This window comes from Trichocoleus sp. DQ-A2 (assembly GCF_039961915.1).
Classification (GTDB): Bacteria; Cyanobacteriota; Cyanobacteriia; order Cyanobacteriales; family FACHB-T130; genus FACHB-T130.
Genome location: NZ_JAMPKD010000006.1, coordinates 166,838 through 192,879 on the forward strand (window position 1 = coordinate 166,838; position 26,042 = coordinate 192,879).

Genomic DNA, 26,042 nt, shown 5'->3' on the forward strand with positions numbered 1-26,042 from the left:
GTGTACGCAGTTTATGATAGCGACTTACTTAGGCAAACGCTTTTCTCGTTGCCATCACTTTCCAAGGAACGCGAACCTTTATAACACTGACCCCACACAAAGCAGATAAATTAATTGCTAAAATGCAGGATTTATTTGGGAGTAGGGATACCGAAGGTACGCAGCAGCCGCCGCACGCGGAGCAGAAAAACTAATTCTCGGAGTTTGGGATTCACCTGAGATGTTGCAGAAGGGCGGGTTTGCAGAGAATTCTGCAATTGGGCGTACTCAGCAGCAGTGAGTCGCTTGCCGTCGATAGGCGATCGCGCTTCCGTAATAATCTCCGTCCGCAATACTTCCTCAGGAGTATCCTCCGGTGGTGGCAGTCCCCTAGCAGGCATCACCCCCAGCAGTTGAAATGAAAATTGCAAAATCCATAGTGAAATAATGGCCTTTTTCATTTCTATTTTTAATTTTCAGTGTATTTTTAATTTTTAATTTTTAATTTCCCAATCCGGGGGGTAGTGGTTCCCGACAAAGAAGGTGAATCCGCTCAATGCGCTCAAACAACCAAGGATAATCTTCTCGGTATTGAGGAATCAGCGCTAGAGGACTGAGTAAAGCGGCTGCGGCGATGTCTGCAACGCTTAAGCGATCGCCCACCAGGTAGAGGCTATTCTGCCAGCGACTGGACAAGACTTCCATTGCTACCTTCAGCCGATTTGCTGCCAGTTCCACCGCCGCCTGATTAATTCCATATTGCCGCCGCACCACCTGAATCACCAGCTGACTAGACGGCGAAGGGTCGATTTGCTTACCAGCACCGGCACGAAAATCATAGTAAACAAAGCGAGTCGCCGTGCCGATACTTTCATCCAGCCAATCTTCCAGCATCAAGGCTTCTGTCTGTAGTTGGCGATCCGGTAACGATAGCGCTGGTTCTGGGCGATAGCGATCTAGAAATTGTAAAATCTGCGTCGAGTCAGCGATCGCTTGCACTTCCTGCCGCGTCCCTGACGGGATGGCTTCGCTGACTCCCTGCATATCTTCTGCCTCTAACAAAAGCACCGGCACTGTCGTGAGTCCGGTGATTGGCTTGAGTTTGAGGATATGTAGCCCTGGGGTTAAATTTTCAACCTGATAAGCAATTTGCTTATAACCTAGCCCCAGTCTTGCTTTCCGACAATAGTGAGAAGTACTAAATTGCAGTAGTCGCATTTAATGCCAAAGCCGCCTACCGCAACAACAGATAAACATAGTCAGACCTTACTCCGACTCTAGGTGAGCCAACTAATGCTTGTGACCCCAGTTGTTTTCGTCAGTCAGTTGTTGCCAACATAACAGTTGTCCTGGGTGTCAATATTGACTCAGATAGTAGTAGATACCCAGTGAATGTGTGAGGAGCAATTACCAGATCGGGGTTCAGATGTTTTAGAACTCACTACTAACTTTCATACCCGTCGATTCGGTATGAATCCCTTTCAGGAGAAGTAAGGAGCGAAAACCAGCTCCTTAAGGAGACTTTGTGGGCGCTGGGCTAGTAGTCGTTCCACCAGTCGTTCCACCAGTCGTTGGAGATGTGGTAGGAGAAGGGCTAGTAGTACTATCACTCGGTCCTTCCTGACAAGCTCCCAAGGTGGTAGCCAAGCCGAGAACTAAAAGCAGACTCACTATTTTTTTGTTCATACACTCCTCTTTAAGAGATTGCAACCAAAGGAATCGTTTGCTATTTAATCACAATATTGCGGTTTTTGCTTAGACGCTCCCGCAGGTGAAATCTGGAATTCTTGGTTTCACCAGTCCTCTTAGCCAGTTTTGGGTATTCCAAAAGAGTGAGGTTCCTTGCTCCCAAGCTTGAATTCCGGTGCGCCCCACCGTATTCTTCGGATTTCGTACTTAGGAAAGAATACTCTCGTACTGCTGGATTCACACTCACTCTTGGGAGTGATATTGCTTTGAGTTTTTTTCAATTTCTTTTTTAGCAGAAGCCTCGGAAAAACAGAGTAAACTGTACCAGCAAGTGGTAATTTTGTCTATCCGCGACTTTTCGAGGATTTCCACATCGGGAGCGAATTTAGTTTTCTCAGTCAAAGCAACGGAATGAAGCTAAAAAATCAACCTTTATGGAGATGTGGAGACTCACTATCAGTTATTCTGAATACAATTTCTAACCAAAGTGACTGATAAACTAACATGGCTTACCAATTGCTAGTGATTTGACAACAGGACGATTGACCGCTGCCTAAAATTTTTACCAAACTAGACGCGCAAGAAGAGTTCAAGGGAGGCGGCGTGTTTCCGCTTGTGGCTTATACCAGCAAATTATTTCCAGCCTGGATTCAGTACCCGCGAAAGCATTGGGCACTGCTACAGAAAATTGTGGATCGCATCCGCAACTCGTTGGAGTTGCAAGTGGTGCTGCAAACGGCAGTGGACGAAATTGCCACGTTGCTACACCTAGATAGGTGTTGTTTTTTGTGGTATTTCGAGGATACCAAGCGGGTACAAGTTGTCTGCGAGCGGATCAATGGAGAGCAAAAGAATTCTCAACTGGGGTACCATCCCTTAGAAACTTTTGGCGCAGTGAAGAGTGCGATCGCTTCTGGGAAATTAATTATCAACAGCCAAACAGCAGGTTCTCACCCGACGACAGGGGGGATGATGAATCGATGGCTTTCCTGGCTAAAGCGAGATAACCAGCAAATCGACACCAGTGGACGCTCCCAAGGGTCTTCTCCCTGGGACAGGGCTAACTTGTTCGTTCCGGTTAAGCGAAAAGAAGGATGGGTTGGCTTTATTGTCTGTATTTCAGAGCAACCCCGCACCTGGTCAAACTCCGAAATTGAATTTCTGCAAGCGATCGCCCAGCAGCTAGAAATTGCGATTTGTCAAGCTCAGCTTTACGAGCAAACCCAGAAACAAGCTCAAAGAGAGCAATTGGTGAATCAAATTACCAGTCAAACCCGGCAGAGTTTTAACTTGGAGACGATTCTGACTGAAGCGATCGCTCATCTGATGCAGGCGCTGTCAGCAGATCGGTGTCTAGTTCATCTGGTGGAACATAGCGACACTTTGGAAGAGGAGCGAAACCGGGGAGTCGGGAAGCAGCTTGTAGAGACAAAGCCGATCGCGTCTGAAGCCGAGGAGCAAGAAGCAAAGGAGCAAACAGATAAAACTTGCTTATTGCAACCCTTGCCCGCTGACGGTGCCGCTTTTCGGCGGAAATACCTTTTTGAGGTGTGTCGGGAGCCTTTTCCTTCTACCATTGATGACTTTGATACCCACGGGCCACTGACCCAATGGGCGATCCAGCATCGTCAACAAGTGAGTATTCCTGACATCAAGCAAGACCCCCGAATTGGGGAAGCAAACGAAGAGTATCAAAAAGCCCAGATAAAATCTTCCCTGGTCGTGCCAGTACAGGCAAACGGAACACTCAACGCAATTCTTTATCTCAATCAGTGTTCGCATATCCGGTATTGGTCGAAAAATGACCGGACACTTGCCCAAGCGGTTGCCGATCAGCTGGCGATTTCCATTCGACAAGCCAACTTATACGCCCAAACTCAGCAGCAGGCAGTAGAAAGCGCCACTCAAGCTAAGCAACTGGCCCAAACGCTGATTGAACTGCGACTAACGCAATCCCAGTTGATTCAAAGTGAAAAAATGTCAAGTCTGGGTCGGATGGTAGCTGGCGTTGCCCACGAAATTAATAATCCAGTGAACTTTATCTACGGCAATATTCCTTATGTGGAAAAGTATGTAGATGACCTGATTCGATTAGTGCGGAGCTATCAAACTTTCTATGTCAATCCAGATGCTGAATTACAAAAGCTCACTGAGGAACTAGAGCTAGATTTCCTCCTGAGAGATTTACCGCGCATTTTGAATTCGATGCAGGCAGGTGCCCAGCGAATTCACGAAATTGTTAAATCATTGCAGAACTTCTCGCGCCATAATCAAGCGTCCCTGAAACCAGTAGATATTCACATCGGGCTGGAAAATACGCTGTTCTTGCTGCACAGTCAGCTGGGCAATGAGATCCAAATAGAGAGAAACTATAGCGACTTGCCTTTAGTGGAGTGTTACCCGAAGCAACTCAATCAAGTTTTCTTGAGTATTCTGATGAATGCGATAGAAGCGCTCAATCGGGGGTTTTCCGAGGACAAAAAAATCGCCTTGCGTACCGAATTGGTGCCGGACTACTCTCCAGGGGTCGCTAGTGTGCGGATTGCGATCGCTGACAATGGGCCAGGAATTCCCCCAGAAATTCAGTCGAAAATCTTTGACCCCTTCTTTACTACGAAAGACGTTGGTCAGGGCAGCGGATTGGGCTTAGCAGTAAGTTACCAAATCATCGTTACCCAACACAAAGGCAAGCTACAATGCCACTCCCAAGTCGGTCAAGGTGCAGAGTTTATTGTTGAAATTCCCTTAATGCCCCCCCAACTGTTGTTAGCGCGGGGTGAGGAGAAGGACGCTAGCATTCAGGAGTCAGCAGTCAGAAACTCAGAAGCAGAAATTTATCCCTCATCCTATCCGGTGGGTAACGCGAGCAGCTCTCCAGCAGCTTCCCTCAGCATCCCAACATCTTACATCCTTCATCCTACCGAACCTTCTCCCGTTCATCTCAAAGCAATCGCGACGACCTTGCCAAAAGAAGCAATTGGAGAGTGTTAAGCTGTGGTTGCGTCGAAGGTAGCTATTAGGTACACGTTCGCTATCGATTAGCTATCTCGACAAGAATGCTGGATTCGATGCGAGAAAATATGGACTATGGACAGCTCTTGTGTCTAGAGTTTAAATTGATTGGTTTATTGTCCTTTGTCAGTGGTCAGCAGTCAGTGGCAAAGCAAACTGACCTTGAGAGTCGAAAAATCGCGTCTCTAACAACTGACAACTGATAACTAATAACAAGAACTACTTATGGCTGCTGCCCCTCACTCCCTGACTCCAGATCGTCACCGTCCGGATAGAAGAAGCACTGTTTCCTCGCGGCAACCTAGAGGAAAGGCAATCCCTCTGCGTTCCGAAAGCGGTTCATCGTCTAGAACCCGTAGCAGAAGCTCCCAACAGCGGGACTTTCAGGCACAGACACCCGCATGGCTGCGATCGCTGGTGACATTGCAGCGCACCTCCAACCTGGTATGTTTCTTCTTGATTGCTAGCACCCTGGGAGTTTATGCCTGGACGGTCTATACTCAGCAGATGTGGAGCCAGGAGTACCGCAAGTTGGAAAATCTGCAACGCAACGAGCGGCAAATGACAGCGGCAAATGAAGCCCTAAAAAATCAGTTGGCTCAAGAAGCTGAGCGTCCGGGTACGGGTTTGGTTGCTCCCAATCCAGCTAACACCATCTTTCTGCCGCCAGCGCCCCAGCGCCAGTCACGGCCCAAGCCAGTGGCAGCTCCTAACTCAGAAACATCCCCAACTACGCCACTAGGCTATTAACGAGGTATGGAAAAGTCAGGAGTCAGCAATCGTAGGTCGCTGCCTACGCAAAAGGTTTCTGCAACTGCTAAAGAGACGGGCGAGTTGAACCAGAATGGAAGTGGAATGCCAGAGTTAGTGAAAAAACTGCCTCGAAAATCCACTCGAAACGGAAAAAGTCGTCAGTCATCAGAACCGAGGCAAGGCGGCGAAAATCGGCAACAGGAGAAGATATCACCACAGCAGTCTTTACCTCAGAAGTCTTTTGATTGGAGCCTATTGCGTTCTCCGTCCTTGTTGCTGGGTACTTCATCCTTACGGTTGCTGCTTGTTTGGCTAATCATGTCTCTGAGCGGGCTAGGGCTGGCGATCAATTTGTATCGCCTACAAGTGGTGCAGGCACCGAGCCTGCTGCAAAAAGCGCGACAGCAGCAGATGGTCTATCTGCGCCCCTTTGTTCCCCGACGCTCGATTGTGGATCGCAGTGGTAACGTTTTGGCAACTGACCGTCCCGCCTATACGCTGTACGCCCATCCAAAGCTGTTTAAACAATCCAAACAGGCAATTGCGACGAAATTGGCGGTGATTTTGGGAGTTTCTGCTGACAATTTGCTTAAGCAGTTCAACAAGCAGGAAAGTGGAATTCGGGTTGCCTACGCCCTGACAGAAGAAGAAGCTGACGGTATTTCCCAATTGCGAACCGATGGCTTAGAGCTGATTCAACATTACGCCCGCCTCTATCCCCAGCAGGATCTAGCCGCAGACGTCGTGGGCTATGTGGATGTGGATCATCGCGGTCAGGCGGGTGTGGAGTATAGCCAGGAAAATTTACTCACCCGGGCTGTTCGCACCGTTCGGCTTAGCCGCGCTGGTAACGGAACGTTGATGCCGGATCACCTGCCCGAAGGATTGCTGCATTTTGATGAGCTGCAACTCCAACTGACAATAGATAATCGCCTGCAACGTGCTGCTCGTTCTGCCCTCAAGCAACAAATGGAGTTGTTTAGTGCCAAACGGGGCACTATCATCGTGATGGATGCGCGGGATGGTGCGGTGCTGTCCCTGGTTGCAGAGCCGACGTACAACCCGAATGAGTATTCTACATCGGATGTAGGTTTGTTTAAGAACTGGGCGCTGGCAGACCTTTACGAACCGGGTTCGACGTTTAAGCCACTCAATATAGCGATCGCGCTGGAAGCTGGAGCCATTAAACCTGACACTGTATTCTACGATCGAGGTCAGATTCAGGTTGCTGGCTGGCAGATCAAAAATGCTGAAGAGGGAAGTCACGGTGCCCTGTCGATTTCTCAGATTCTGCAACAGTCAAGCAACGTCGGCATGGTGCAAGTTATCCAACAACTCAAGCCAAGTATCTACTACGGTTGGCTGGAACGGCTGGGGCTGGGGCAAGCGGTTGGCATCGACCTGCCCTTTGAATCACCCGGACAAATGAAAAGCCAAGAGCAGTTTACGTCATCTCGAATTGAACCCGCTACCACCTCCTTTGGTCAGGGCTTTTCCCTCACCCCTATCCATCTGGCTCAGTTGCACGCTGCTCTCGCCAATGGCGGCAAACTGGTGACTCCTCATCTCGTCCGGGGGCTAATCGACTCCCAAGGGCAGATGTACTGGCAGCCAACGCTACCCACGCCGCGCCCCGTCTTTTCCCCAGCGACGACTCAGACGGTGTTAGAAATGATGGAAGCAGTCGTTACGAAGGGGACGGGGAAAGCGGCACAAATCCCAGGCTATCGAATAGGAGGGAAAACGGGCACTTCCCAGAAAGCCAGCGCTACTGGGGGATATTCTAGCTCTGCCAGAATCACTAGCTTTGTGGGCATTTTTCCGGTTGATGCTCCCCGCTATGTGGTTCTAGCTGTTGTCGATGAACCGAAGGGCAAGGTCTATGGTTCCACCGTAGCCGCACCTGTAGTGAAATCAGTGATGGAAGCCTTAATTAGCCTTGAGAAAATTCCACCTTCTGAAATTAAAAATTAAGTAGGAGAGCGTAAAGAAACCTATGTTGAAGCTGTCATTAGTTATTGGTGATAATTCAGAGCTAATAACTAATCGCAACCAACCGTTAGATTAGTTGTGCAAATCTGCTGACCCTTACATTTTTAATTACGAGTGGGGATAACGGCTTGCAGGCGATCGCGCAAAATTTTTATTTAATATGACTTTCTTAATTAGGCTGCCCAAGGTATCCTTAAATAATAGAAATATGTCTGATTTAAATATTAAAAGCTAGTTCTTCCTTATCGATTTTATTTTAACAAAAATAAAATAAAAAGTCTATATCGTAGCCCTCAATAATTGTATGTAAAGGCAAGATCCCCGACGGCTGAGAGAAGTCGGGGATTCGGAAATCTAGCATCTCACAATTAAAATAGGATTGCTATCGCAGCCCTAAATGATTTGTGAAGCACCATCCTAAAATAAATTGCGGCTAATCGCTAAAGCCAATTCCGAAGGTGAAATTAAAAAAGAAGAATTAAATCTTACCTCTTTAATTTCTAACTTGGTACTTTTAATTGCGAATTTGACTTCGCTGCACTTGTTCCCACATTTGGTCGCGACTTTGGGACGGTTCCAGACAAGTTAGTCCTTGGCAAACTAACCCGACCGCACCTGATGGCAGATTCGACTCCGCCGTCGATACTGTTGTAGGCAGATATTGAGCAACTAAAGGAGTTAGGTGGTCGATAGTAGTGCGAACCAGTGTACAGTGATGATACCAATCCAGGGCGGTAAACAAACTCGGACAAGCTTGAGGTGACTGATGCATCACACTGCTGAAGGCTTGCAAAGCTTGTTCGCTGCGGTCGAGATAGGTAAGATTTTCAGTGAGTAAAGCCAGACGCACTAAGTTAGCGATCGCAATCCCATTCGCCGCTGGGGTGGCATTATCTACATAGCTGCGTTCCCGCACTAACAGATCGCTACTGGCATCGCTGGCGGTGTTATAGTATCCACCCAGTTCCACACTCCAGAGGAATTCGTCAAATTCTTCTTGAAGGGCGATCGCTTTCTCCATCCAGAAACTAGCGTGAGTTACTTGGTGCAAATCAAGCAGCGCTTTAATAAACAAAGCGTAATCTTCCGACTGCGCCAGTACAGAAGGTTTTCCGTCGTAGTTGAGACGGTGGAAGCGCCCCTCCACCCACTGACAATCCAAAATGAAATTAGCTGCTTTTCCAGCTAAAGACAGATATTCTTCCTTAGCAAATACTCCGTAAGCTCTGGCTAACCCTGAAATCATCAGGCTATTCCAAGCCACAATCATTTTAGTATCCGTCACTGGCGGAATTCGACCCGACCAGTTGCCAGTTTTTGCCTCGTAGTTATTGCGGGCGGGAGGAAAGGTTTCTAGGGCAGTGGGAGACGTACCGTAACGTGCTTCAAATAGCTTTGCGAGTGCCTTTTCTACTGTTTCGCTCAAAATATCCGGATGGCGGCGCTGCAAGACATTGAGACCTTCAAAGTTGCCCCCCGGCGTCACGGTAAATTGCAGTTGAATTTCCTCTAACTCCTCTGGAGTCAGCAATTCGACTACTTCAGGATACGTCCAGATATAAAATGCCCCTTCCTCTGGTTCTGCTTCCTCTGGATGGGTAAAATTATCTGCGTCTTGGGCAGCATAGAAATAACCCTGCGGTGCCGTCATTTCTCGCTTTAGCCATTGAAATGTGCCTGCGATCGCTCTTTCAAATGCCGGTTCTTGTATCCCAGCACTCCACAAATCAGCCAGATACTCGACGATCTGACCATTGTCATAGAGCATTTTTTCAAAATGCGGTACCGTCCAAGTCGGATCGACCGTGTAGCGGTGAAAACCGCCGCCTACATGGTCGTAAATCCCGCCCAGTGCTAAATCTAAACCGCGCTGGGTACACGCCTGCTTGGCGTCGTATTTGGATTCAAAATTAAATCGAATTGCTCGCAGCGCCAACTCGGCATAGGGCATCATTGGGAAACTAGCGCCATGTTCGCTAGAAGCCACTATCCCGGTATTCGTTTCTAACCCCTGCTGTAGCAAATCCTTGTTGGTCAAGGCAGGTTTTAAACCCGTCCCCATACTTGGTCGCAGAATGGCTGCTTGCTGGAGATGACCCAGAAGTTCTTCTTTTACCGCGTGCAACTTCGCTTTGTCTGTATCGTAGTAACCACGAATCGCTTGTAGCACTTGTAAAAATCCGGGACGCCCGTAGCGCGGTTCTACCGGAAAATATGTACCGCCATAAAACGGCACCCGATCCTCAGGAGAGAGAAAGACATTCAAGGGCCAACCGCCTTGACCTACCATCATCTGTAACGCCTGCATATAAATACTATCAATGTCAGGTCGTTCTTCCCGGTCTACCTTGATCGGGATAAAGTTGGCATTCATATAGTCTGCGATCGCCTGGTCGGAAAACGCTTCTCCTTCCATCACCGTACACCAGTGGCAGCTGGAGTAGCCAATCGATAGGAAAATTGGCTTATTGTCCCGCTTGGCAGCTTCTAGGGCTTCTTCACTCCAAGGCCACCAGTCGATGGGATTTTCAGCGTGTTTGCGGAGGTACAGGCTTTCAGCTTGATTGAGGCGATTGGTCATGGGGCTAATAGCAGAACTCGATATGAGTACGTTTTCACCCCTAGCAGTTTAGCGTGATGAATGGAGCGATCGCTCCATCCCACGCTAGATTCTGGTCAATCGTGGCTGGGTGAGTACATTAGTTAACCGAACCTTTGAGCGAAGCGTTATTTTCTTTAATTTCGATATCGTTTATTTTTAAACGTCCCAATTCCAGTTCCAGTTTCAATCTTTGTTCAATTTTCTCTTGAGGAATTCCCAGCCGCTGGGAAAGTTCTGCTGTCGTAAAACTCAAATTCCCCACTTTTATTTTTGTTTGTTCTTCAAGTTTTAATTGCCCATTTTCTACCCTTGGCTTACCTTCCACACCAATATAAACTTCTTTCTCTTCTAAAAAAGGGAATGTTTTTATAACTTTTTCCAACAATTCTTTCTCTTGTTGATTCAGTTCTTCTTTGGGAACTTCTGAGACATTGAATACAACCCCGCTTTCTACCTGACCATTCTTGATGGTTGTATTGAGGCCCTTGGTAGATGCCAGTAACTTACTGGTATTTTTATCTTTAGCAATTGTTGAAATTACCAAATCATTAACTTCATGTTCGCTCAAATCAATTTCTATATTTTGAGTGCCTAATTCCGCTTGCGGGTTTTCGGTAATTTTATCAACAGCAGTTTTTTCATCACCTCCATCGCGTCTGCCTAGTTTTGTTGGCAATCCTTGGCTAGCCCCAATGCTATTTTCTATTTTGGCATCAACATTTCTTTGCAATCTGTCTTTGACTGTTTGGACTTCAGCTTCATTGCGAAAGTTAATTTGCCTAACTTGAGGATTTGTAGTTTTTTCTTTGGTAACGTACCACTCAGGAAGTTGGGTCGCCTGTTTCCAGTAATAATAAACTACTGAAAAAGAACCCAAGGCTAATAACAAAAATAGAAAAATGCTTTTTTTCATGTTCAAGTCAACTTCTTTTCGTAACAAAGTTTGATATTGATATATAGAGATTTTATCCTTGTTTATAACAAAATTAGTTTCTTTCCTTTCTTAGCGTTCTTTATGTCTTTGGGTTTGAATAACATTGCCTGGTTCACGGGAAGCAGAGGGACGAGAAAAAGAAAAGCGCCCCAACTGCTCTAGCTTGCGTAGATTATAGATGCCGCCCCTATCCAAGCGAGCAACTAGAGCGCTAGGACAGGGGTGCTAGGAGCGTGCTAAGAGCAACACCGCTTCGCTACCGCGCCTACCAATAACTTCCATCAATTAAAGCATCCTATCTCTGGCTTGATTGATGGAGGGGGCGATCGAGGCGCTGTTGGTACAAACAGACAAAAAACTCAATTTCTTGTCGGGCACTTTGTTGGAGTGGTGTAGGAAGAGAATCCGCTAACACGGTAAAAGGTTCTGTGACACTTTCGAGTAAATCGTAGATTTCTTCTAAAGGTACATCCTGATATTGCCGTGTCTGTGCAGCCAGTGCTGCTGTTGGCGTTAAGTCAATCTTCTGTTGAGCGATCGCTTCTAAATCTTTAAATTGCACGGTCATATCGAGCAACTCCTTTGTTAATAAGGACGCATCTGTACAGAAGTCGATCCAGTCAACTCCCCATTAGCGTTGGGTTGAGCAGTTGAGAGCGATCGCGGTGTCTGAATTGTGGTTGGGACGCTTAGTGCTGCGATTACATTGAGCAACAAGGTGATCGTGGCGGCTTGCAGAAGTCTTTTAGGCATGACTCGGTTCCCTCCATCCCCGAATAGTTCTAACAGTACGATTTGCTATAGCGATCGCACTTCGTCCCATTGATTCACCCAGTTGGGCGATTGTTTCCTGACGAAGACAACCAGCAAGATGCGATCGCTGTTGAAAAACCGAACCCCAGAGGACACAACGACAAAATACGCCTACCCTTTCAGTGTTAGCGACGGGTTTTCCCTGATGTTCTACATTCCAGCCGACAAGCCCAATCCACCTGCTGCAAGCGCACCTTCTCGCTAGGGTTGTATCGGTAGTATTTCCAGCACCCGGTACTTTCTCCTACAATCGCTAAAATTAAGAAAAATCACCCGAAAAAGCAGACTCCATGATTCCTACCGTTATCGAACAATCAGGTCGTGGCGAACGTGCCTTTGATATCTACTCCCGGCTCCTCCGGGAACGCATCATCTTCCTGGGACAACAGGTTGATTCCGACCTTGCCAACTTAATCGTGGCTCAGCTGCTGTTTCTAGACGCTGAAGATCCAGAGAAAGACGTTTACCTGTATATCAACTCTCCCGGTGGTTCCGTCACCGCAGGTATGGGCATTTTTGACACGATGAATCAAATCCGCCCGGATGTTTGCACCATCTGCCTCGGATTAGCCGCTAGTATGGGCGCTTTCCTCCTCAGCGCGGGAGCTAAAGGCAAGCGGATGAGTCTGCCTCATTCCCGGATCATGATCCACCAGCCTCTCGGCGGCGCTCAAGGTCAAGCCACCGATATTGAGATTCAAGCCAAGGAAATCCTGTACCACAAAAGACAGCTGAACGAATATCTGGCTAAACACACAGGTCAGCCCATCGAGCGGATTGAGGAAGATACCGAACGCGATTTCTTTATGTCGGCAGAGGAAGCCAAGGACTACGGTTTGATCGATCAGGTGATTAAACGCAGCCCCTCTGCTACCCGCACAGCCGTTGCAGCGGTATAGAGAATTAAAAGTTAACGGACGTGCAATTTCTGGTTAGCCCCTCCATCGAGCGGGGCTTGGGAGGATCGAGTCAAGCAAATGCTGTGAGATCCCCTCAGGAACATAGATTAAATAACTTACGCTCGTTCACGTTTTGTAGGGACATGGCAATGCCATGCCCCTACTACGCAAAAATAGGAGGTTAATCAATCCACGATCCTTAGCTCCCGATCGATTGAGGGAGAAATACAGAAAATTACACATCCCGTCAATAAAAAATGGAGCTTCCCTCATTTTTTATTGCCAATGTTGCTCAGTTACTTTTCCGGTGTTGGGAGAGATTCAAGATAGCGCAGGAAATCCAGCAATTGTTCCTGATTCAGCTCCGAACGACCTCGCTTACCGTAGGTTCGCTTCAGATAATCTTTTCCTTGCTCAGCAGTCCAGCGCAAACGCTTAATTTCTACCGTCGTTCTAGCCATCGCTTCGGATAAGTCCATCTCCTCAGCAGCAGAACTTGTGCTACCGATAGTCATATCCATCGGACTTGGCTGAATGATCTCTTCGCTAGCGTGATAACCAGGCGATGCAGGCATTGACTGATTATGCTGGTTGCTAAACAAGCCTCCCGATATTTCTTCGGGTGTCTCGATCGCAGCATCATCCCCATAAAGCTCAGTATGGGCAGGGGAATACTCTTCTGCAAACGGGACATCCTGATTCGATAGCACGACGGGAGGTGGTGAAGCAGCTTCTTTTTGTCCCCGATCTGAGAAGGACATTCCAGCCATATCATTGAAGCTGACTGGATCGGAATACAGCCGATTTGGGCTTGGCTGCGAGGGGCTTTCTGACGGAATGACCGTTTCGCGTCTGGGGTTTGCGATCACCCCCACTGGCACCTCAACCGCAACAGTCTGTGTAATCTGAGCATCAGACTGCGTAACAGGCGCGTTACTTTGGGTAGAACTTCCAGCCGGAATTCCCAAACAGTTCAACGCTCTGGCTGTTGCCTTGTCTTCTGCCAGCTCAATCTCACCGGCTGCTGCCAAACCTGTCGCCAGGATTACACCTTCGACTTGAACAGCGGCTTTGACCACGTACTTTCCTTCATGAATGGTTAGTAACTCCGTGGTCAGGCTGCCTAAGGGATAACGAACTCGGAATTGAGAAAACATAATACTCCACGCCACCCAAACCTAGTCGGGTTTTTTGGCTCCCATCAACGTTAAGTATAGTACGCCCCCTGAAAAACGATTTTAGAGAAGGTACCGCAAGAAACTAAAATAATTAGAGACTGTTCATCGGTATGGTATAAAACCATTCGCTACTGCCCGCTACGCTCGCAAGTGACCGAGTCCGTTTCACAGTGGTTGGCTTGAGAAAAGGCAGTCAGACAAAGTGCTTGTCGTCGCTTTTGTCGTCAAGCACCTGAACAGAGAAAGCACTGGTTGCTGCCAGTCGCTGGTTGCATCCAGAGTTCTTGTTCGGGACATCTGCTTGATATTCGCAAAGGCGGGCTGAAGGAGGGATGGTTGCCTGACGATGTTCCCTTGACGCTCAACTGTGGACTGTAGATTAAAGACGACCAACCGTGGACTAGAGACTACCAAACGCAGCTGTCTGTTGTCCAAAATCTGTAAAAAGACAAAATTTTGTTTGTTTACAAAGTCTAAAATCGATAGTCCAAAATCTTCCGCTCGCGTAGTGTATGCCGCGATTAACTGCGACTCCTCGCATAGCGTATATCGCGATATGCATCTCCTCGTGTAGCGCTAAGAAGGCTAGAGCATCGCGTTCGATGACGATGACAAGGTTTCGCATACTGTAGGGTGAGAAACGCGCCACCCAGGTAGTAGCGAGACATCTGTTAAAAACGCGGCGAATTTGGCGCTGCCACATCAGGGTAAAAATACCCATGCTTTCCAAGCATGGCGTCAGGATAACAAGGAGAAAAATCGCTTTCAATCGTCAGCGGTCAACAGTCAGTAGTCGGCAAGAAGAAAGAAGCAACTGTTGTAGAGATAAGGTTAGCTCGTCTCTATCAGCTGACAAATGTAGACAAACAGAATTGTTTTTATGGTGGAGGCAAACTCATAGCTGCATGGAATTTTCAATCGCTACACTACTTTCTAATTTCACAGATGACAAATTAGTCGCTCCTAAGGTTCTGGAAAAAAAACTGCGTTGCCAGGATGAAGAGAGCTTAACTAAACTACAAATTGCCTTGGATGCCTTAGAAAAAATTGGCATTTTGGTCAAAGATCGCGGTAAGTATCGGCGCGTCCAAGAAGAAGATGTCGTCGAAGCCAAACTGCGCTGTTCGAGTAAAGGATTTTGCTTTGCCATTCAGGAGGTAGAAGGAGCGGAGGATATTTACGTCCGAGAGAGCCATCTGAGTACCGCTTGGAATGGCGATCGCGTTCTCGTCAAAGTCACTAAAGAAGGAAACCGCAAACGCTCTCCCGAAGGGGAAGTGCGCCTGATTCTAGAACGAGCCAATCCCTCGGTCTTGGCACGAGTCAAGCAAGTCGAAACCGGCTTTAGAGCCGTCCCCCTAGACGATCGGCTGCTATTTGAACTGAATCTGCATCCGAACGGTCAAAACTTGGCGGAAGCCGTCGATTACCTGGTTCACGTCGAAGTTTTGCGCTATCCCCTGGCATCGCAGCCACCGATTGGCAAAGTCGCTCGCATTCTCGGCAGTAATGCAGAAGCCGCCGCAGACACGGATATTGTCTGTTGCAAGCACGACTTACCTCGCAACTTTCCGGCTGAGGTGCTGAGAGCCGCAGAGGAATTGCCCAAACAGCCGAGTCAAAAAGATTTCAAGCACCGGCTGGATTTGCGGAATTTGTTAACTCTTGCCTTTATTCCTGAACCTTCAGGAGCGAGAAGTGAGAACGAAACGGCTCAGCACGTCACAGAAAACGCTCTGACTCTTAACAAAACAGAGGCTGGACTGTGGCAGTTGGGCGTCCACATCACGGATGTTGCCCACTACATCGAGCCACAAGAAGCGCTGGATCGGGAAGCTCGCAAGCGGGGAAACACCGTCTATCTGGGAGACATGGTGCTGCCAATGCTACCGGATGCTGTTGCCAGTCGCTGCTCCTTGGTACCCGGCGAAGCTCGCTTAGCGATTTCGGTACTGTTAACTCTCGATTCCGCCACCGGACAAATGGTGGAATATGAGATTCAACCCACGGTGATTCAAGTAGATCGCCAACTGAGTTATGACGAAGCGACAGCAATTTTAGAGCGTCATCAAGATGCCGAAGCGCCAGTGTTTGAAATGCTCAGTCAGTTGTTTTACGAGCTGAGTCCGGCAGTGAAAGCACAGCGCCTAGGGAGGGGAGGATTTGAACTGAATCTGCCCGGTACTCAATTGCCCTACAACGATGAAGGCATCCTAGGAGCGATTGTATTTTCGGGAGGAGTGCGTTCTCTAGTCGTAGAGTTGATGCTCCTGGCAAATCAAGCGATCGCAACCCATTTGCAAGCACTCTTTCTGCCTGCAACGTATCGCATTCAGCCTTCTCCAGACCCGGAGGATGTGCAGGAATTGATGAAGTTGGCGAGTAATCTGGGCATGGAACTGCGCCTAGAGCAGGAAGAAGCGGTGACATCACGGGATTATCAACGTTTTACTCAAATGTTCGCTCAATCCCAGTCAGAGCGAGTCTTGATGTATCTGTTGCAGTCCACCCTGAGACCCTGTGGTTACAGTACAGCTCCCGGCTCTCACTTTGGTTTGGCTTTAGGGATAGGCGAGGACGAAAGCCCCTACACCCACTGTCTCTCACCGCTGCGACGCTACGCAGATTTACTGATGTCACGGGTATTGCTTGCCGTCTTTGAGAAAGGACGCGATCGCCGAACCACTCGCGCCAAAGAAAGCGTGAATCTGCGTCATAGTTCCGCCCAGGGCAATATCAACTGGAATGTCTTGCCACCAGACGTGCAAGAAGATTTAGAAAGCCAGCTACAGGGTATCGTTGTGCATCTCAACGAGCGTGAAAAGCTGACTTCAGATGCACAAGCGGATCTGGAAGGACTCAAAAAAGCCGAGCTAATGAAGGAGCGCACGGGAGAGGTCTTCCAGGGCTTAATTACCGGCGTCCAGTCTTACGGGTTCTTTGTGGAAATTGAAGACTTGCTAGTGGAAGGACTGGTACACGTCAGCTCTCTTAAAGATGACTGGTACGAGTTTCGCTCGCGTCATGCTTGCCTGGTTGGACGGAAAAGCCGCGTTTCTTATCGTCTAGGCGATCGCGTGGAAGTCCAAGTTAAGAGCGTTGATTACTATCGTCAGCAAATTGACTTGGTCATTGTCGGCGGCGGTAGCGAAGCCAGCAATGAGGATATAGAAGCAGATTCTTCTGTCGATCCTGAATTCGATGAATAGCTAATCGTTAATGGCTCATGGTGTGTTCAACAACCATGAGCCATTAACTGTTTAGCTAATTCCTTATTACCCATTACCAATGACCAAACCCCTTATCCTCGGCATCACGGGTGCCTCTGGCTTAATTTATGCCGTGCGTGCCTTAAAATTTCTGCTCCAAGCTGAGTACAGCGTTGAACTGGTTGCCTCCAAATCTACTTACATGGTTTGGCAGGCAGAGCAAAATATCCGGATGCCTGTAGAAGCAGTGGCACAGGAAATATTTTGGCGACAGCAAGCTGGAGTCGAAACGCAGGGTAAACTTTACTGCCATCCTTGGGGCGATGTGGGAGCCAATATTGCCAGTGGTTCCTTCCGCACCCTAGGGATGGTGATTATGCCGTGTAGTATGAGTACGGTGGCGAAACTGGCAGCTGGCTTAAGTTCCGACCTTTTGGAGCGAGCAGCAGATGTCCAACTCAAGGAAGGGCGGAAACTGGTTCTTGTGCCCCGCGAAACGCCCTTTAGCTTGATTCACCTGCGTAACCTGACGGCTTTGGCAGAAGCAGGTGCCCGAATTGTCCCAGCAATTCCTGCTTGGTATCACAATCCCCAAACAATTGAAGACTTAGTAGACTTTGTGGTGGCGCGTGCCTTAGATCAGCTAGATATTGACTGTATCCCGATTAACCGATGGGAAGGAAAATGAAAAATTAAAAATGTAAAATTGAAAATACAAGAAGAAATTCTGCATTTTTAAGCTTTAATTTTTAATTTTTAATAGATTATGCCTGCGATTCGGATTTTACTGCTGATGTTGGTGCTAGGGTCCGTAGCACTACTTGCTTTACAAAATTTGTCGCCGGTGCTAGCGCTGGTATTTTTGGGTGCTAAAACGCAAGCGCTACCTGTAGGGGTTTGGATTTTGGCAGCGATCGCAACGGGTGCCCTGGCTGGCAGTTTCCTGCAATTGTTGAGCTATCTGCAACGGCGTCCCTTACAAGCACGCATCCGCAAACTAGAAGCCACAGAACCCCCTCGTTCCAACCAGTCGCGGCGTGAAACTGCCCAATCTACCTATACCACTCAACAAACCTCTACCACTCAACAAACCAGTTACACCCCTCCCCCTCCGCCAGAGCCAACGAATACCGATGCGGATGGAGATGACTGGGAAGAGGAGGTTGCGGAGGATGATGATTGGGGGGATGAATCCGAGGAACCACGCGATCGCACTCCAAGCCGACAACCGTTTGCAAAAGAATCTGTAGCAGAACGTACAACCTACGAGCGTCAGCAAGAACCGAAAAGCGCCTCTCGATCGGGTTCCGTCTATTCTTACAGTTACCGGGAACCGCGCAATTCTGGGGTGGGAAAAACTGAAGCCGTTTATGATGCCAGTTACCGGGTAATTACCCCGCCCTATCAGGAACCTGAACCTGTACGGAAAACCAATCCGGATGAGGACGACTGGGGATTTGAAGACGAGGACGACGAGTTTGACACTGATTGGAAGAACCGATAAGCCTAGAGGGTGACTTTTTTTTGCGAGGGTTTCCCTCAACCCCTCTCCGGGGAAGCATTCACACGCTTTATTATTTTGACTCCTGAATGCTCAAGTCATTAACCCCAAGAATTAACTCTAAACTACTACTTATAACCGCATCAGTTCGCGCGATTGCTGCTTGACAAGACCTGTCATTGCGGCTTTCTGCAAGGTCATGAAGGCATTAAAATCCTCATTGTCATACTTTTTTCTTAATAACTGTCGCAGTTGATCTTCAGCTTCAACGGTTAAATATCCAATAGTCAGTGCTTGTTCGACAAGTTCGCGGATGAGCATCATAATTTTTCACCAACTCAATCAATACCAGGAGAAACCATTAGGTTTTGAAATAGGGAATTCACTTCAGTTAATTTACGGATGCCTTTTCTGAGGCAGGGCAATATAATTGAGCCGCAGGGTAAGGTAATGCCGTTAAAACCTAGGAAAACCATCGCTTCACCTCTTTTCTCCCTCTCAAAGACTGTGAAATTTTAATGAACTTTAGATGAAAGTTAGATAAAGTCTCCCTAAAATTTAAGGATAGCCAAAATATTAAAGAAACTTCATCTAACAATCGTTATTAAATTCGTTAGAACTTCATCGTAACTTCGTTAGGATTTCATAATTAATCCGTTAGAATCAGGCGTTGACAGCCTTTATTGAGGTTAGCAACGCGAGAGAATGGTATCAACTGTTGAGCGGCAGGACGACGAGTTTACAGAAGCAGCAAATAATTGGCATTTGGAGAAGCTTTATCTAGATTTAGCATCTGCCAAAGGAAGGAGTTTGACGCCAGTTGAGAAGAAATTCTTAAGAGGATTGTTGTGTGGTTATAGTCCAGCAGAAATAGCAGACACTGTCTACAAAAGTCGCACTAGCAGTGCCGTTAGAGTTTACTTATCGAATGGGCTGTACAAATACATTCAAGAACTCCTGATTCGCCAGACGGGTGACGTTATAAAAATCAAGAACTGGAGCCGCGTCACCAACTTGCTCTCAAAAGCTGGATATAAAATAGATTCCGCTAACGTATCCGAACACGGTCAAGCTGAGACATCTGCCATCGGGACGGCGATCGCTTCCCAGGATTGGGAAGAAGTGATTGATGTAGCAGCTTACTACGGTTGCGAGGAAGAACTGGCAACCTTAGAGCAGTGGATTGTCCACGACAGCTGCCGCTTAGTGGCATTGTTGGGGATAGGGGGAATCGGGAAAACTGCTCTTGCTGTAAAGCTAGCAGAACAGATTCAGCAAGATTTTGAGTTTGTCATTTGGCGATCGCTACGTCATGCTCCATCAGTTCAAGATTTGGTGGCAAACTTGGTTCAATTTCTGTCTCAAGGACAGGAAATCATCGGTGACGCAACCGCAGACGAGGGAATTTCCCTACTGATGGCTTATCTGCGATCGCATCGCTGTCTGATCATCCTCGATCGAGCAGAGGAAGTCTTATCTCCTATCCAACACGCTGGATACTATCGTCCCGAATATGAGGGATATGGGGAACTGTTCCGACGTCTGGGAGAAGAACGCCATCCTAGCTGTCTGGTTCTCACCAGTCGGGAGAAACCGAAAGAAATTGCATCCTTAGAAGGGGAAAACTTACCCATTCGTTCCTTAGAACTAAGGGGGTTGTCAGCATCCGATGGACAAGAGTTACTGCAACTCAAAGGTTTAGTTGGCTCAACCGAAGAATGTAGAGTCCTGATCAACCGCTATGCGGGAAATCCGCTAGTCCTGAAAATTGTAGCAACGACGATTCAAGATGTCTTTGACGGAAATATCACCGACTTTTTAGCAGAAGGGTTGGTTGTCTTTGGGGATATCCGAGATCTATTAGATCGGCAGTTCAATCGCCTCTCGGACTTAGAAAAAAAAGTAATGTACTGGCTGGCAATTCGTCACAAGTTAATTCCTATACGTTCCTTGCGAGACGAGGTGGTGCCGGGAGTATCGAAACGGCAGCAGCTAGAAGCAATGGAATCTTTGCGACGGCGATCGCTGATTGAAAAAACCTCGAATAATTTCACCTTGCCACCTGTTGTCAGGGCGTATCTCGCTGACAAATTAGTTGAGCAGATTTGTGAAGAAATGACGACTAAAGATGTGGCTCTTTTATTAAGCTTGGGGCTAATTAACGCTCCATCTGGGAGATACGAAACCAACCGTCGTCTAACCTTACCGGGTTAACATTACCGGGTTAACAAAGGGCTGGAAAGGACGATTTTTTGCCAATGCTTGGCTTAGCCGCTAGCATCTCCCACAGGAAAGTCGCTGAGAAAGGGCGAGTTCGCGGGACTCTTGCCTCACTTGACCCAGCATTGCAGCTTGCTGCAACTGCATAAAAGCGTTGAAGTCTTCTAATCCATACTTAGTTGTTAAAAGTCTCCGCAGCTGTTCTTCGGCTGCAACAGTTAAGTAGCCTGTACTCAAAGCGTGTTGGACGACTTCGCGGATATTGCTGAGGTTATTTTTCATGGTAGAACACCCAACTTTGATGATCCTAAGTGAGATTACCGTGCTTCACAATTTAACCTTATTAGGCAACCGTAACATTACTGAAATTGAAACAAAGCAATTATAGGGTAATTTCAAAGTAATTCAAAGCCAAGTTGGTTGCTCAAGTTAATAGTTTGCAGGATTTTGTTGATACAAAGCTCCAAATTTTGTCAGAAATACGCAAAAAGGTCTATCGGTATCTATATGGCTGGTGGATTTGACCTCAGAAGAGATAACAGTAACGTTTTTTTGTCCGCAAGCTTAAAGAAAAAGCTACACGAAGAATTCAACAGAAAGTACAAGCCTGAAGGCAAGCGTGCCTTAATGCAAGAATTTTTGAGTGCGTGGCGGAAACAACTCAATACACTTGAACCCTCCCGCCAAGCTTTACAAGCAATTTTGAACTCGGAGAGCCGCCAAACCTGCGAGTATCGGATTGCCAATGGCTTATGTCATCTGTTATTGAACTGTTCCTATGATGAATGGAGCGAGTTTTCTAAGAATGCTCCGGACAATTCTCAGAGCTTGCTATCCTGTCCAATCGGGGAACAGGTCGTTCCTCAAGACTCCTTGTCTACTACTCCTGGTACAAGATGCTGGGAGGAGAATGGAACCCTCAACGCCCCAGCCGAAGCACCACTAGAGCGGGGCAAAAAACGCCAGTGGGGCTTGTTTATCCCTAATCCGCGATGTCGAATGGTGTGGGGGCGAGAAAGCTTCATTCAAGAAGTATTGAACCGCCTAGACGATCCCGCCGAACTCTCTATTTTTTCCCTCAGCGGCAGTCCAGGGTATGGCAAATCTGAAGCTGCCAGCCAAATTGCGAAAGAAGCACTCGACAGAAATCTGTTCGCGGATGTGGTGTGGGTGACAGCGAGGCAAAGTGAGTGGGTGGATGGTTACATCAGCCAGGAAAAGCAGTTTGAGGCGCTGACGTGGAAGAAATTTTTAAATGAAATTGCGCATCAACTGGATTGTCCCCCTGAGCGAGTTCACCAGCGTTTGAGAGCAGAGAAATTGCTTGTCGTCTTGGATAATGCGGAGACCGCACAAGTTGAAGATATTCTGGCGAACCTTATCAAAATGCTCAACCCCAGTCGGGCACTGATTACCAGCCGACACCGAACTAAACCTCCCTATGTAAGATTAATTGAAATCCCAGGACTCGAAGAAAGATGGTCGTCTAAATTGTTGGAGGATGAGGCAAAATACAACAACATTTCGGTAATCAAGCAGGCAAGCAACGAACAGCTTTATCAAATGCATCAATTGTCTTGTGGCGCACCCTTAGCACTGCATTTCCTGGCTGGGCGAGTATTCCACGATCAAGCACTTGAGCCAATCTTGTCGGAATTAAAGCTTGCCAGCCGACAAGTTGAGACCTTCTACCGCTTCTGTCTGGAGGCAGCGTGGCAGCGAATCAATGTGGCAGCAAAAAGTGTACTGCGTTATATGGGCGGGGTAGATGTAACGGTTAGCAGAGCCGAGTTGTCTCAAGTTGGGGAATTGTTGGATTCAGAGTTGGATGCGGCACTGGCAGATCTGAGACGATGGTATTTGATTGAAGACGTACAAGATGAGCTAGGCAGTCCCCGCTACGATCTGCATCCTTGGGTGAGAAGCAGCGTGCGCGGAGGATTGGTAGAAAAGTGGCAATCGTCGCTGGAAGACTTGGATAAAGATAGCTACCGGGAAATTTGATATGTAGGTGAAAGAGTTAATTTCTTCTGTTGATGGTTACACTAGGACAGCGATCGCTCCTGCAATTGTAAATATGGAAAAAAGCAATCAGAAACTACGCGACCGACTCAAGGGCATCAATGTCTATCTCATTGGCATGATGGGTGCGGGAAAGACAAGCGTAGGACGCTTATTGGCACAGCATCTGGATTATCACTTTTTCGATACCGACGCGGTGATTGAGCAAGTTGCCAAAAAATCGATTAATGAGATTTTTGCCAGTGACGGGGAAGAAAGCTTTCGGAAGCTGGAAAGCCAAGTGCTGTCCGAATTGTCGGCTTATACGAAGTTAGCGATCGCTACTGGCGGCGGTATTATCCTGAAGCGAGAAAATTGGAGCTATCTCCAACACGGTCTCGTCGTATGGCTGGATGTCCCTGTGGAACTTTTAGTCGCCCGTTTGCAAAACGATACCACCCGACCTCTGTTAAAAAATGCTGACATCGCGACCGAATTCCCAAAGCGTTTTGAGCAACGGAAACCACTCTATGCCCAAGCCGATCTGCACATCACCATTGGCGAGGGGCAAACTCCCGAACAAATTGCTACGCAAGTCATCGAAGCCATTCCCTCAGTTCTCAAGCCAAAGCAAGAGAATAACGGTCAGTAAATCTGGAAACAGCCGCCTCTCATCGTGCCGCAGACGCCAGTATGCACTAAACTTCTAGAAAACGATAACTGGCATCATCCTGCTAAGTAATGCTTAACGATAGCGAATACCTCAAGAAAGCTGAAGCGACTCGTGTTCGAGTGCTAAGCGAAGCACTTCCCTACATCCAGCAATTTGCCGGTCGCACCGTTGTCGTCAAATACGGCGGCGCGGCGATGAAAGACGCTTCGCTCAAAGATAAGGTAATGCGCGACATTGTATTCTTATCCTGTGTAGGCTTGCGTCCCGTCGTGGTACATGGCGGTGGTCCAGAAATAAACTCTTGGCTGGGCAAACTGGGAATCGAACCCCAATTTAAAAATGGCCTGCGCGTGACCGATGCCGCCACAATGGAGGTGGTGGAAATGGTTTTAGTGGGTCGGGTCAATAAAGAAATTGTCTCCTTAATTAACCGTGCTGGCGGTTCCGCTGTTGGACTTTGCGGCACAGATGGCAACTTGATCAAAGCCCGTCCAGAAGGGGTAGAGGGCATTGGTTTTGTGGGAGAAGTAAACAGTATTGATATCAAGCTTTTGCAGTCGCTGGTCAGTAGCGGATATATCCCTGTAGTGTCTAGCGTGGCAACCGATGACAGTGGACAAGCCTATAACATCAATGCGGATACCGTAGCTGGGGAACTTGCGGCAGCTTTGGGGGCAGAAAAGTTGATTTTGCTCACAGATACAGCAGGGATCTTGCAGGATTACAAAGATCCCTCCACTCTGATTGCCAAAGTGGATATCGCCGAAGCGAGACGTCTGATTGAGAACGGTGTTGTGGGCGGTGGGATGATTCCCAAGGTCAAATGTTGCGTGCGATCGCTTGCTCAAGGCGTTCGGGCTACTCATATTATTGACGGTCGTATTCCCCACGCACTGCTATTAGAAATTTTCACCGACGCCGGTATCGGCTCGATGATTATCGCCTCTGAGTTTATGACTTAGGGTCTATGACTTAGGCGTGCGCGATTAACGAATAATAATCTGCCTGGGTTGGTTGAAGCGTCTGCGATTGCCTCGCGGATTCACAATCACTGGATTAATCAGGATAGAATCCCGAATCTGGGGATTGATTAAGGTGGGGTTGATCAGTGTCGAGTTGTTGACTCTTCTGTGCGATCCCACCGGGTAGCCGGGATAACTCGGATAGGAGTTGGGATAACCCTGGTAATAGTCGGGATAACTTGGATAGGAGTTGGGATAACCCTGGTAATAGTCGGGATAACTCGGATAGGGATTGGGATTGACTCGGTAGTAATTACTCGATCCGCGATCGCTCATCCCCGTCGTTGGGTTTATCGGAATCGGACTGGGAATCGGACTGCCATAAACAAAGCTACCCGACGACGGCTGGGGAACTCCATGCTGGGGAAATCCATAAGTAGGCACGCCTTGCTGAATGATTAATTGTGCCTTGGCTGGGGAAATCGCCCCGGTTAGTACCGTAATGCCCAGCGTCAAGGGTGCTAAGCCGGTAGCAAGGCAAAACCGATGAAAACGATGCAACGGCAGAGGTAGGGTTTTGAGCATGGTTTTACATCCTAATCTTTTGGATGGTGCTAAGTATGAAAGTTTAAATGACTTCTTAAGATAAACCCTGGCAAGGCGAGGAAAATTCCCCTCGTTGATTCACCTGAACGGGTGATGTTGAAACAACGAAACAGAAACCACCCGTTACAGACGATAAATCTTCCGAGCTGGCATCTGGCAATTTTTGTCTTTCGATGCTCTCGAAAACCCTGGCAAAGGCAATTGATTTTAGCCGTCTTGATTACAGGATAATCTGCTTCGCTAAAATTTAAAGGGGCTGTCGGTGATGACGTACAAAGCACAAAAAAGTTCTCTTTAAATTCGATTGGCAAAGTGAATTCAGAAACCCAGGACATTATTAAAACCGAGTACCAGACTGGCACAGCGGCATTTGAACGTGGAGATTACCGCCAGTCAGTGCAGCATTTAGAGAAGGCAAGTAGCTTGGTGACGCGGAACTCCCGATTGGGAGGAGAAATCTTGATTTGGCTGGTGACGGCTTATGAAGCAGCAGGACAAACAACAGAAGCGATAGCTCTCTGCAAACAGCTGCGACATCATCCCGATCCACAAACTAGCAAGCAAAGCCGTCGCTTACTCTACATTATGGAAGCCCCGCAACTCAGCAGGCGTCCAGAATGGTTGACAGAGATTCCCGATCTCACAACTCTCGCTGACAGCGAACCGGAATTTCGCCGGGGGAGCAATCTTCAGGGTGCTACGAAAACTCCTCAAAAGCGTCCAGAACCGGAACCCATCGATCTCAGCCAAGTAAATACCAAGGACAATTTGTTTATTTGGGTTGCCTTGGTTGCCATTGGTTTGACACTCGGTGGATTAGCTTGGTTTAATTTTTGAACGCTAATTTTATCTGTGATTGGGTTCTTGTTTGGCTTCCCGCAAACCTTTTTTTATGCCCAATATGGCGTGACTGGATGGGCTTTCCTAGGTTGGGAAAATTCATCTAATCGCAAATCCAGCTTCTGTTTGAGTTGTTGAGGAGATTTTTCTCCAATTAAAAGTCGTAGAACAATTAGCAG

At 47.7% G+C, this 26,042-nt stretch carries 22 protein-coding genes and 1 pseudogene; 12 read left to right on the forward strand and 11 right to left on the reverse strand.

What is annotated here, in order from left to right; translation table 11 throughout:
• Nucleotides 1–131: 131 nt before the first annotated feature.
• From NC997_RS07710 to NC997_RS07720, 3 genes are all read right to left on the reverse strand, one after another.
• The gene (locus NC997_RS07710) at nt 132–440 is read right to left on the reverse strand and encodes a hypothetical protein (RefSeq protein WP_190530329.1); all 309 of its coding nucleotides are present in this window, start codon (nt 438–440) and stop codon (nt 132–134) included.
• Nucleotides 441–480: 40 nt separating this feature from the next.
• Nucleotides 481–1,197 carry a glutathione S-transferase family protein gene (locus NC997_RS07715; protein ID WP_190410651.1) on the reverse strand — a complete coding sequence of 239 codons (717 nt, stop codon included), beginning with the start codon at nt 1,195–1,197 and terminating at the stop codon, nt 481–483.
• 294 nt (nt 1,198–1,491) lie between these two features.
• Nucleotides 1,492–1,665 carry a hypothetical protein gene (locus NC997_RS07720; protein ID WP_190410652.1) on the reverse strand — a complete coding sequence of 58 codons (174 nt, stop codon included), beginning with the start codon at nt 1,663–1,665 and terminating at the stop codon, nt 1,492–1,494.
• Between the two features lie 606 nt (nt 1,666–2,271).
• Here NC997_RS07720 and NC997_RS07725 point away from each other — a divergent pair.
• The 3 genes from NC997_RS07725 to NC997_RS07735 all read left to right on the forward strand — a co-directional run bounded on the left by NC997_RS07725 (nt 2,272) and on the right by NC997_RS07735 (nt 7,407).
• The gene (locus NC997_RS07725) at nt 2,272–4,659 is read left to right on the forward strand and encodes a GAF domain-containing protein (protein WP_190530331.1); all 2,388 of its coding nucleotides are present in this window, start codon (nt 2,272–2,274) and stop codon (nt 4,657–4,659) included.
• Nucleotides 4,660–4,905: 246 nt separating this feature from the next.
• Nucleotides 4,906–5,430: a hypothetical protein gene (locus NC997_RS07730; protein ID WP_242031517.1), complete on the forward strand. Its 525-nt coding sequence runs from the start codon at nt 4,906–4,908 to the stop codon at nt 5,428–5,430.
• A 321-nt stretch (nt 5,431–5,751) separates the two neighbouring features.
• A complete protein-coding gene (locus tag NC997_RS07735; RefSeq protein ID WP_242031526.1) occupies nt 5,752–7,407 on the forward strand; it encodes a penicillin-binding protein 2 in 1,656 nt (551 codons plus the stop codon).
• 532 nt (nt 7,408–7,939) lie between these two features.
• On the opposite strand, the gene NC997_RS07740 is transcribed toward NC997_RS07735, so the two are convergent.
• The 4 genes from NC997_RS07740 to NC997_RS07755 form a co-directional block, all read right to left on the reverse strand.
• The gene (locus NC997_RS07740; RefSeq protein WP_190530333.1) at nt 7,940–10,006 is read right to left on the reverse strand and encodes a thioredoxin domain-containing protein; all 2,067 of its coding nucleotides are present in this window, start codon (nt 10,004–10,006) and stop codon (nt 7,940–7,942) included.
• Between the two features lie 118 nt (nt 10,007–10,124).
• A complete protein-coding gene (locus NC997_RS07745) occupies nt 10,125–10,940 on the reverse strand; it encodes a hypothetical protein (protein WP_190530335.1) in 816 nt (271 codons plus the stop codon).
• Nucleotides 10,941–11,256: 316 nt separating this feature from the next.
• Nucleotides 11,257–11,529, reverse strand: coding sequence for a hypothetical protein (locus NC997_RS07750; RefSeq protein ID WP_190410656.1), 273 nt, complete (start codon nt 11,527–11,529; stop codon nt 11,257–11,259).
• Nucleotides 11,530–11,546: 17 nt separating this feature from the next.
• Nucleotides 11,547–11,714 (reverse strand): hypothetical protein, encoded by a 168-nt coding sequence (locus tag NC997_RS07755; RefSeq protein ID WP_190410657.1) that lies wholly within the window; start codon nt 11,712–11,714, stop codon nt 11,547–11,549.
• A 347-nt stretch (nt 11,715–12,061) separates the two neighbouring features.
• Between NC997_RS07755 and clpP the strand changes: the two are divergent.
• Nucleotides 12,062–12,673, forward strand: a pseudogene (gene clpP, locus NC997_RS07760) (ATP-dependent Clp endopeptidase proteolytic subunit ClpP); the annotation flags it as partial.
• A gap of 296 nt (nt 12,674–12,969) precedes the next feature.
• Here clpP and NC997_RS07765 read toward each other — a convergent pair.
• A complete protein-coding gene (locus NC997_RS07765) occupies nt 12,970–13,830 on the reverse strand; it encodes a hypothetical protein (RefSeq protein ID WP_190530337.1) in 861 nt (286 codons plus the stop codon).
• A gap of 926 nt (nt 13,831–14,756) precedes the next feature.
• Here NC997_RS07765 and NC997_RS07770 point away from each other — a divergent pair.
• The 3 genes from NC997_RS07770 to NC997_RS07780 all read left to right on the forward strand — a co-directional run bounded on the left by NC997_RS07770 (nt 14,757) and on the right by NC997_RS07780 (nt 18,564).
• On the forward strand, nt 14,757–17,060 hold the full coding sequence (locus NC997_RS07770) for a ribonuclease R family protein (protein WP_190439156.1): 2,304 nt from the start codon (nt 14,757–14,759) through the stop codon (nt 17,058–17,060).
• Between the two features lie 79 nt (nt 17,061–17,139).
• Nucleotides 17,140–17,748, forward strand: a complete 609-nt coding sequence (locus tag NC997_RS07775; protein WP_190439151.1) for a flavin prenyltransferase UbiX — start codon at nt 17,140–17,142, stop codon at nt 17,746–17,748.
• 78 nt (nt 17,749–17,826) lie between these two features.
• Nucleotides 17,827–18,564 (forward strand): LapA family protein, encoded by a 738-nt coding sequence (locus tag NC997_RS07780; protein WP_190530339.1) that lies wholly within the window; start codon nt 17,827–17,829, stop codon nt 18,562–18,564.
• A 129-nt stretch (nt 18,565–18,693) separates the two neighbouring features.
• On the opposite strand, the gene NC997_RS07785 is transcribed toward NC997_RS07780, so the two are convergent.
• A complete protein-coding gene (locus NC997_RS07785) occupies nt 18,694–18,885 on the reverse strand; it encodes a hypothetical protein (RefSeq protein ID WP_190410913.1) in 192 nt (63 codons plus the stop codon).
• A 381-nt stretch (nt 18,886–19,266) separates the two neighbouring features.
• Here NC997_RS07785 and NC997_RS07790 point away from each other — a divergent pair, with 381 nt between their 5' ends.
• Nucleotides 19,267–20,775 carry an NB-ARC domain-containing protein gene (locus NC997_RS07790; RefSeq protein WP_190530340.1) on the forward strand — a complete coding sequence of 503 codons (1,509 nt, stop codon included), beginning with the start codon at nt 19,267–19,269 and terminating at the stop codon, nt 20,773–20,775.
• Nucleotides 20,776–20,835: 60 nt separating this feature from the next.
• Here NC997_RS07790 and NC997_RS07795 read toward each other — a convergent pair whose 3' ends face one another.
• A complete protein-coding gene (locus NC997_RS07795; RefSeq protein ID WP_190410665.1) occupies nt 20,836–21,063 on the reverse strand; it encodes a hypothetical protein in 228 nt (75 codons plus the stop codon).
• 270 nt (nt 21,064–21,333) lie between these two features.
• Between NC997_RS07795 and NC997_RS07800 the strand changes: the two genes are divergently transcribed.
• From NC997_RS07800 to argB, 3 genes are all read left to right on the forward strand, one after another.
• Nucleotides 21,334–22,785 carry an NB-ARC domain-containing protein gene (locus tag NC997_RS07800; protein ID WP_190530342.1) on the forward strand — a complete coding sequence of 484 codons (1,452 nt, stop codon included), beginning with the start codon at nt 21,334–21,336 and terminating at the stop codon, nt 22,783–22,785.
• Nucleotides 22,786–22,858: 73 nt separating this feature from the next.
• Nucleotides 22,859–23,434, forward strand: a complete 576-nt coding sequence (locus NC997_RS07805; protein WP_190530458.1) for a shikimate kinase — start codon at nt 22,859–22,861, stop codon at nt 23,432–23,434.
• A gap of 89 nt (nt 23,435–23,523) precedes the next feature.
• Nucleotides 23,524–24,417, forward strand: coding sequence for an acetylglutamate kinase (argB, locus tag NC997_RS07810; RefSeq protein ID WP_190530344.1), 894 nt, complete (start codon nt 23,524–23,526; stop codon nt 24,415–24,417).
• Nucleotides 24,418–24,441: 24 nt separating this feature from the next.
• On the opposite strand, the gene NC997_RS07815 is transcribed toward argB, so the two are convergent.
• Nucleotides 24,442–25,002: a hypothetical protein gene (locus NC997_RS07815; protein WP_190530346.1), complete on the reverse strand. Its 561-nt coding sequence runs from the start codon at nt 25,000–25,002 to the stop codon at nt 24,442–24,444.
• 333 nt (nt 25,003–25,335) lie between these two features.
• Here NC997_RS07815 and NC997_RS07820 point away from each other — a divergent pair, with 333 nt between their 5' ends.
• Complete coding sequence (locus tag NC997_RS07820) at nt 25,336–25,860, forward strand: tetratricopeptide repeat protein (RefSeq protein ID WP_190530348.1); 525 nt, start codon at nt 25,336–25,338, stop codon at nt 25,858–25,860.
• Nucleotides 25,861–26,042 lie beyond the last annotated feature (182 nt).

Coding starts and splice junctions, on each gene's coding strand:
- NC997_RS07795 (WP_190410665.1), bottom strand. CDS start 21,063: ATGAAAAATAACCTCAGCAATATCCGCGAAGTCGTCCAACACGCTTTG.
- NC997_RS07730 (WP_242031517.1), top strand. CDS start 4,906: ATGGCTGCTGCCCCTCACTCCCTGACTCCAGATCGTCACCGTCCGGAT.
- NC997_RS07755 (WP_190410657.1), bottom strand. CDS start 11,714: ATGCCTAAAAGACTTCTGCAAGCCGCCACGATCACCTTGTTGCTCAAT.
- NC997_RS07805 (WP_190530458.1), top strand. CDS start 22,859: ATGGAAAAAAGCAATCAGAAACTACGCGACCGACTCAAGGGCATCAAT.
- NC997_RS07815 (WP_190530346.1), bottom strand. CDS start 25,002: ATGCTCAAAACCCTACCTCTGCCGTTGCATCGTTTTCATCGGTTTTGC.
- NC997_RS07735 (WP_242031526.1), top strand. CDS start 5,752: ATGTCTCTGAGCGGGCTAGGGCTGGCGATCAATTTGTATCGCCTACAA.
- NC997_RS07770 (WP_190439156.1), top strand. CDS start 14,757: ATGGAATTTTCAATCGCTACACTACTTTCTAATTTCACAGATGACAAA.
- NC997_RS07710 (WP_190530329.1), bottom strand. CDS start 440: ATGAAAAAGGCCATTATTTCACTATGGATTTTGCAATTTTCATTTCAA.
- NC997_RS07780 (WP_190530339.1), top strand. CDS start 17,827: ATGCCTGCGATTCGGATTTTACTGCTGATGTTGGTGCTAGGGTCCGTA.
- NC997_RS07765 (WP_190530337.1), bottom strand. CDS start 13,830: ATGTTTTCTCAATTCCGAGTTCGTTATCCCTTAGGCAGCCTGACCACG.
- NC997_RS07775 (WP_190439151.1), top strand. CDS start 17,140: ATGACCAAACCCCTTATCCTCGGCATCACGGGTGCCTCTGGCTTAATT.
- NC997_RS07715 (WP_190410651.1), bottom strand. CDS start 1,197: ATGCGACTACTGCAATTTAGTACTTCTCACTATTGTCGGAAAGCAAGA.
- NC997_RS07785 (WP_190410913.1), bottom strand. CDS start 18,885: ATGATGCTCATCCGCGAACTTGTCGAACAAGCACTGACTATTGGATAT.
- NC997_RS07790 (WP_190530340.1), top strand. CDS start 19,267: ATGGTATCAACTGTTGAGCGGCAGGACGACGAGTTTACAGAAGCAGCA.
- NC997_RS07740 (WP_190530333.1), bottom strand. CDS start 10,006: ATGACCAATCGCCTCAATCAAGCTGAAAGCCTGTACCTCCGCAAACAC.
- NC997_RS07750 (WP_190410656.1), bottom strand. CDS start 11,529: ATGACCGTGCAATTTAAAGATTTAGAAGCGATCGCTCAACAGAAGATT.
- NC997_RS07745 (WP_190530335.1), bottom strand. CDS start 10,940: ATGAAAAAAAGCATTTTTCTATTTTTGTTATTAGCCTTGGGTTCTTTT.
- argB (WP_190530344.1), top strand. CDS start 23,524: ATGCTTAACGATAGCGAATACCTCAAGAAAGCTGAAGCGACTCGTGTT.
- NC997_RS07720 (WP_190410652.1), bottom strand. CDS start 1,665: ATGAACAAAAAAATAGTGAGTCTGCTTTTAGTTCTCGGCTTGGCTACC.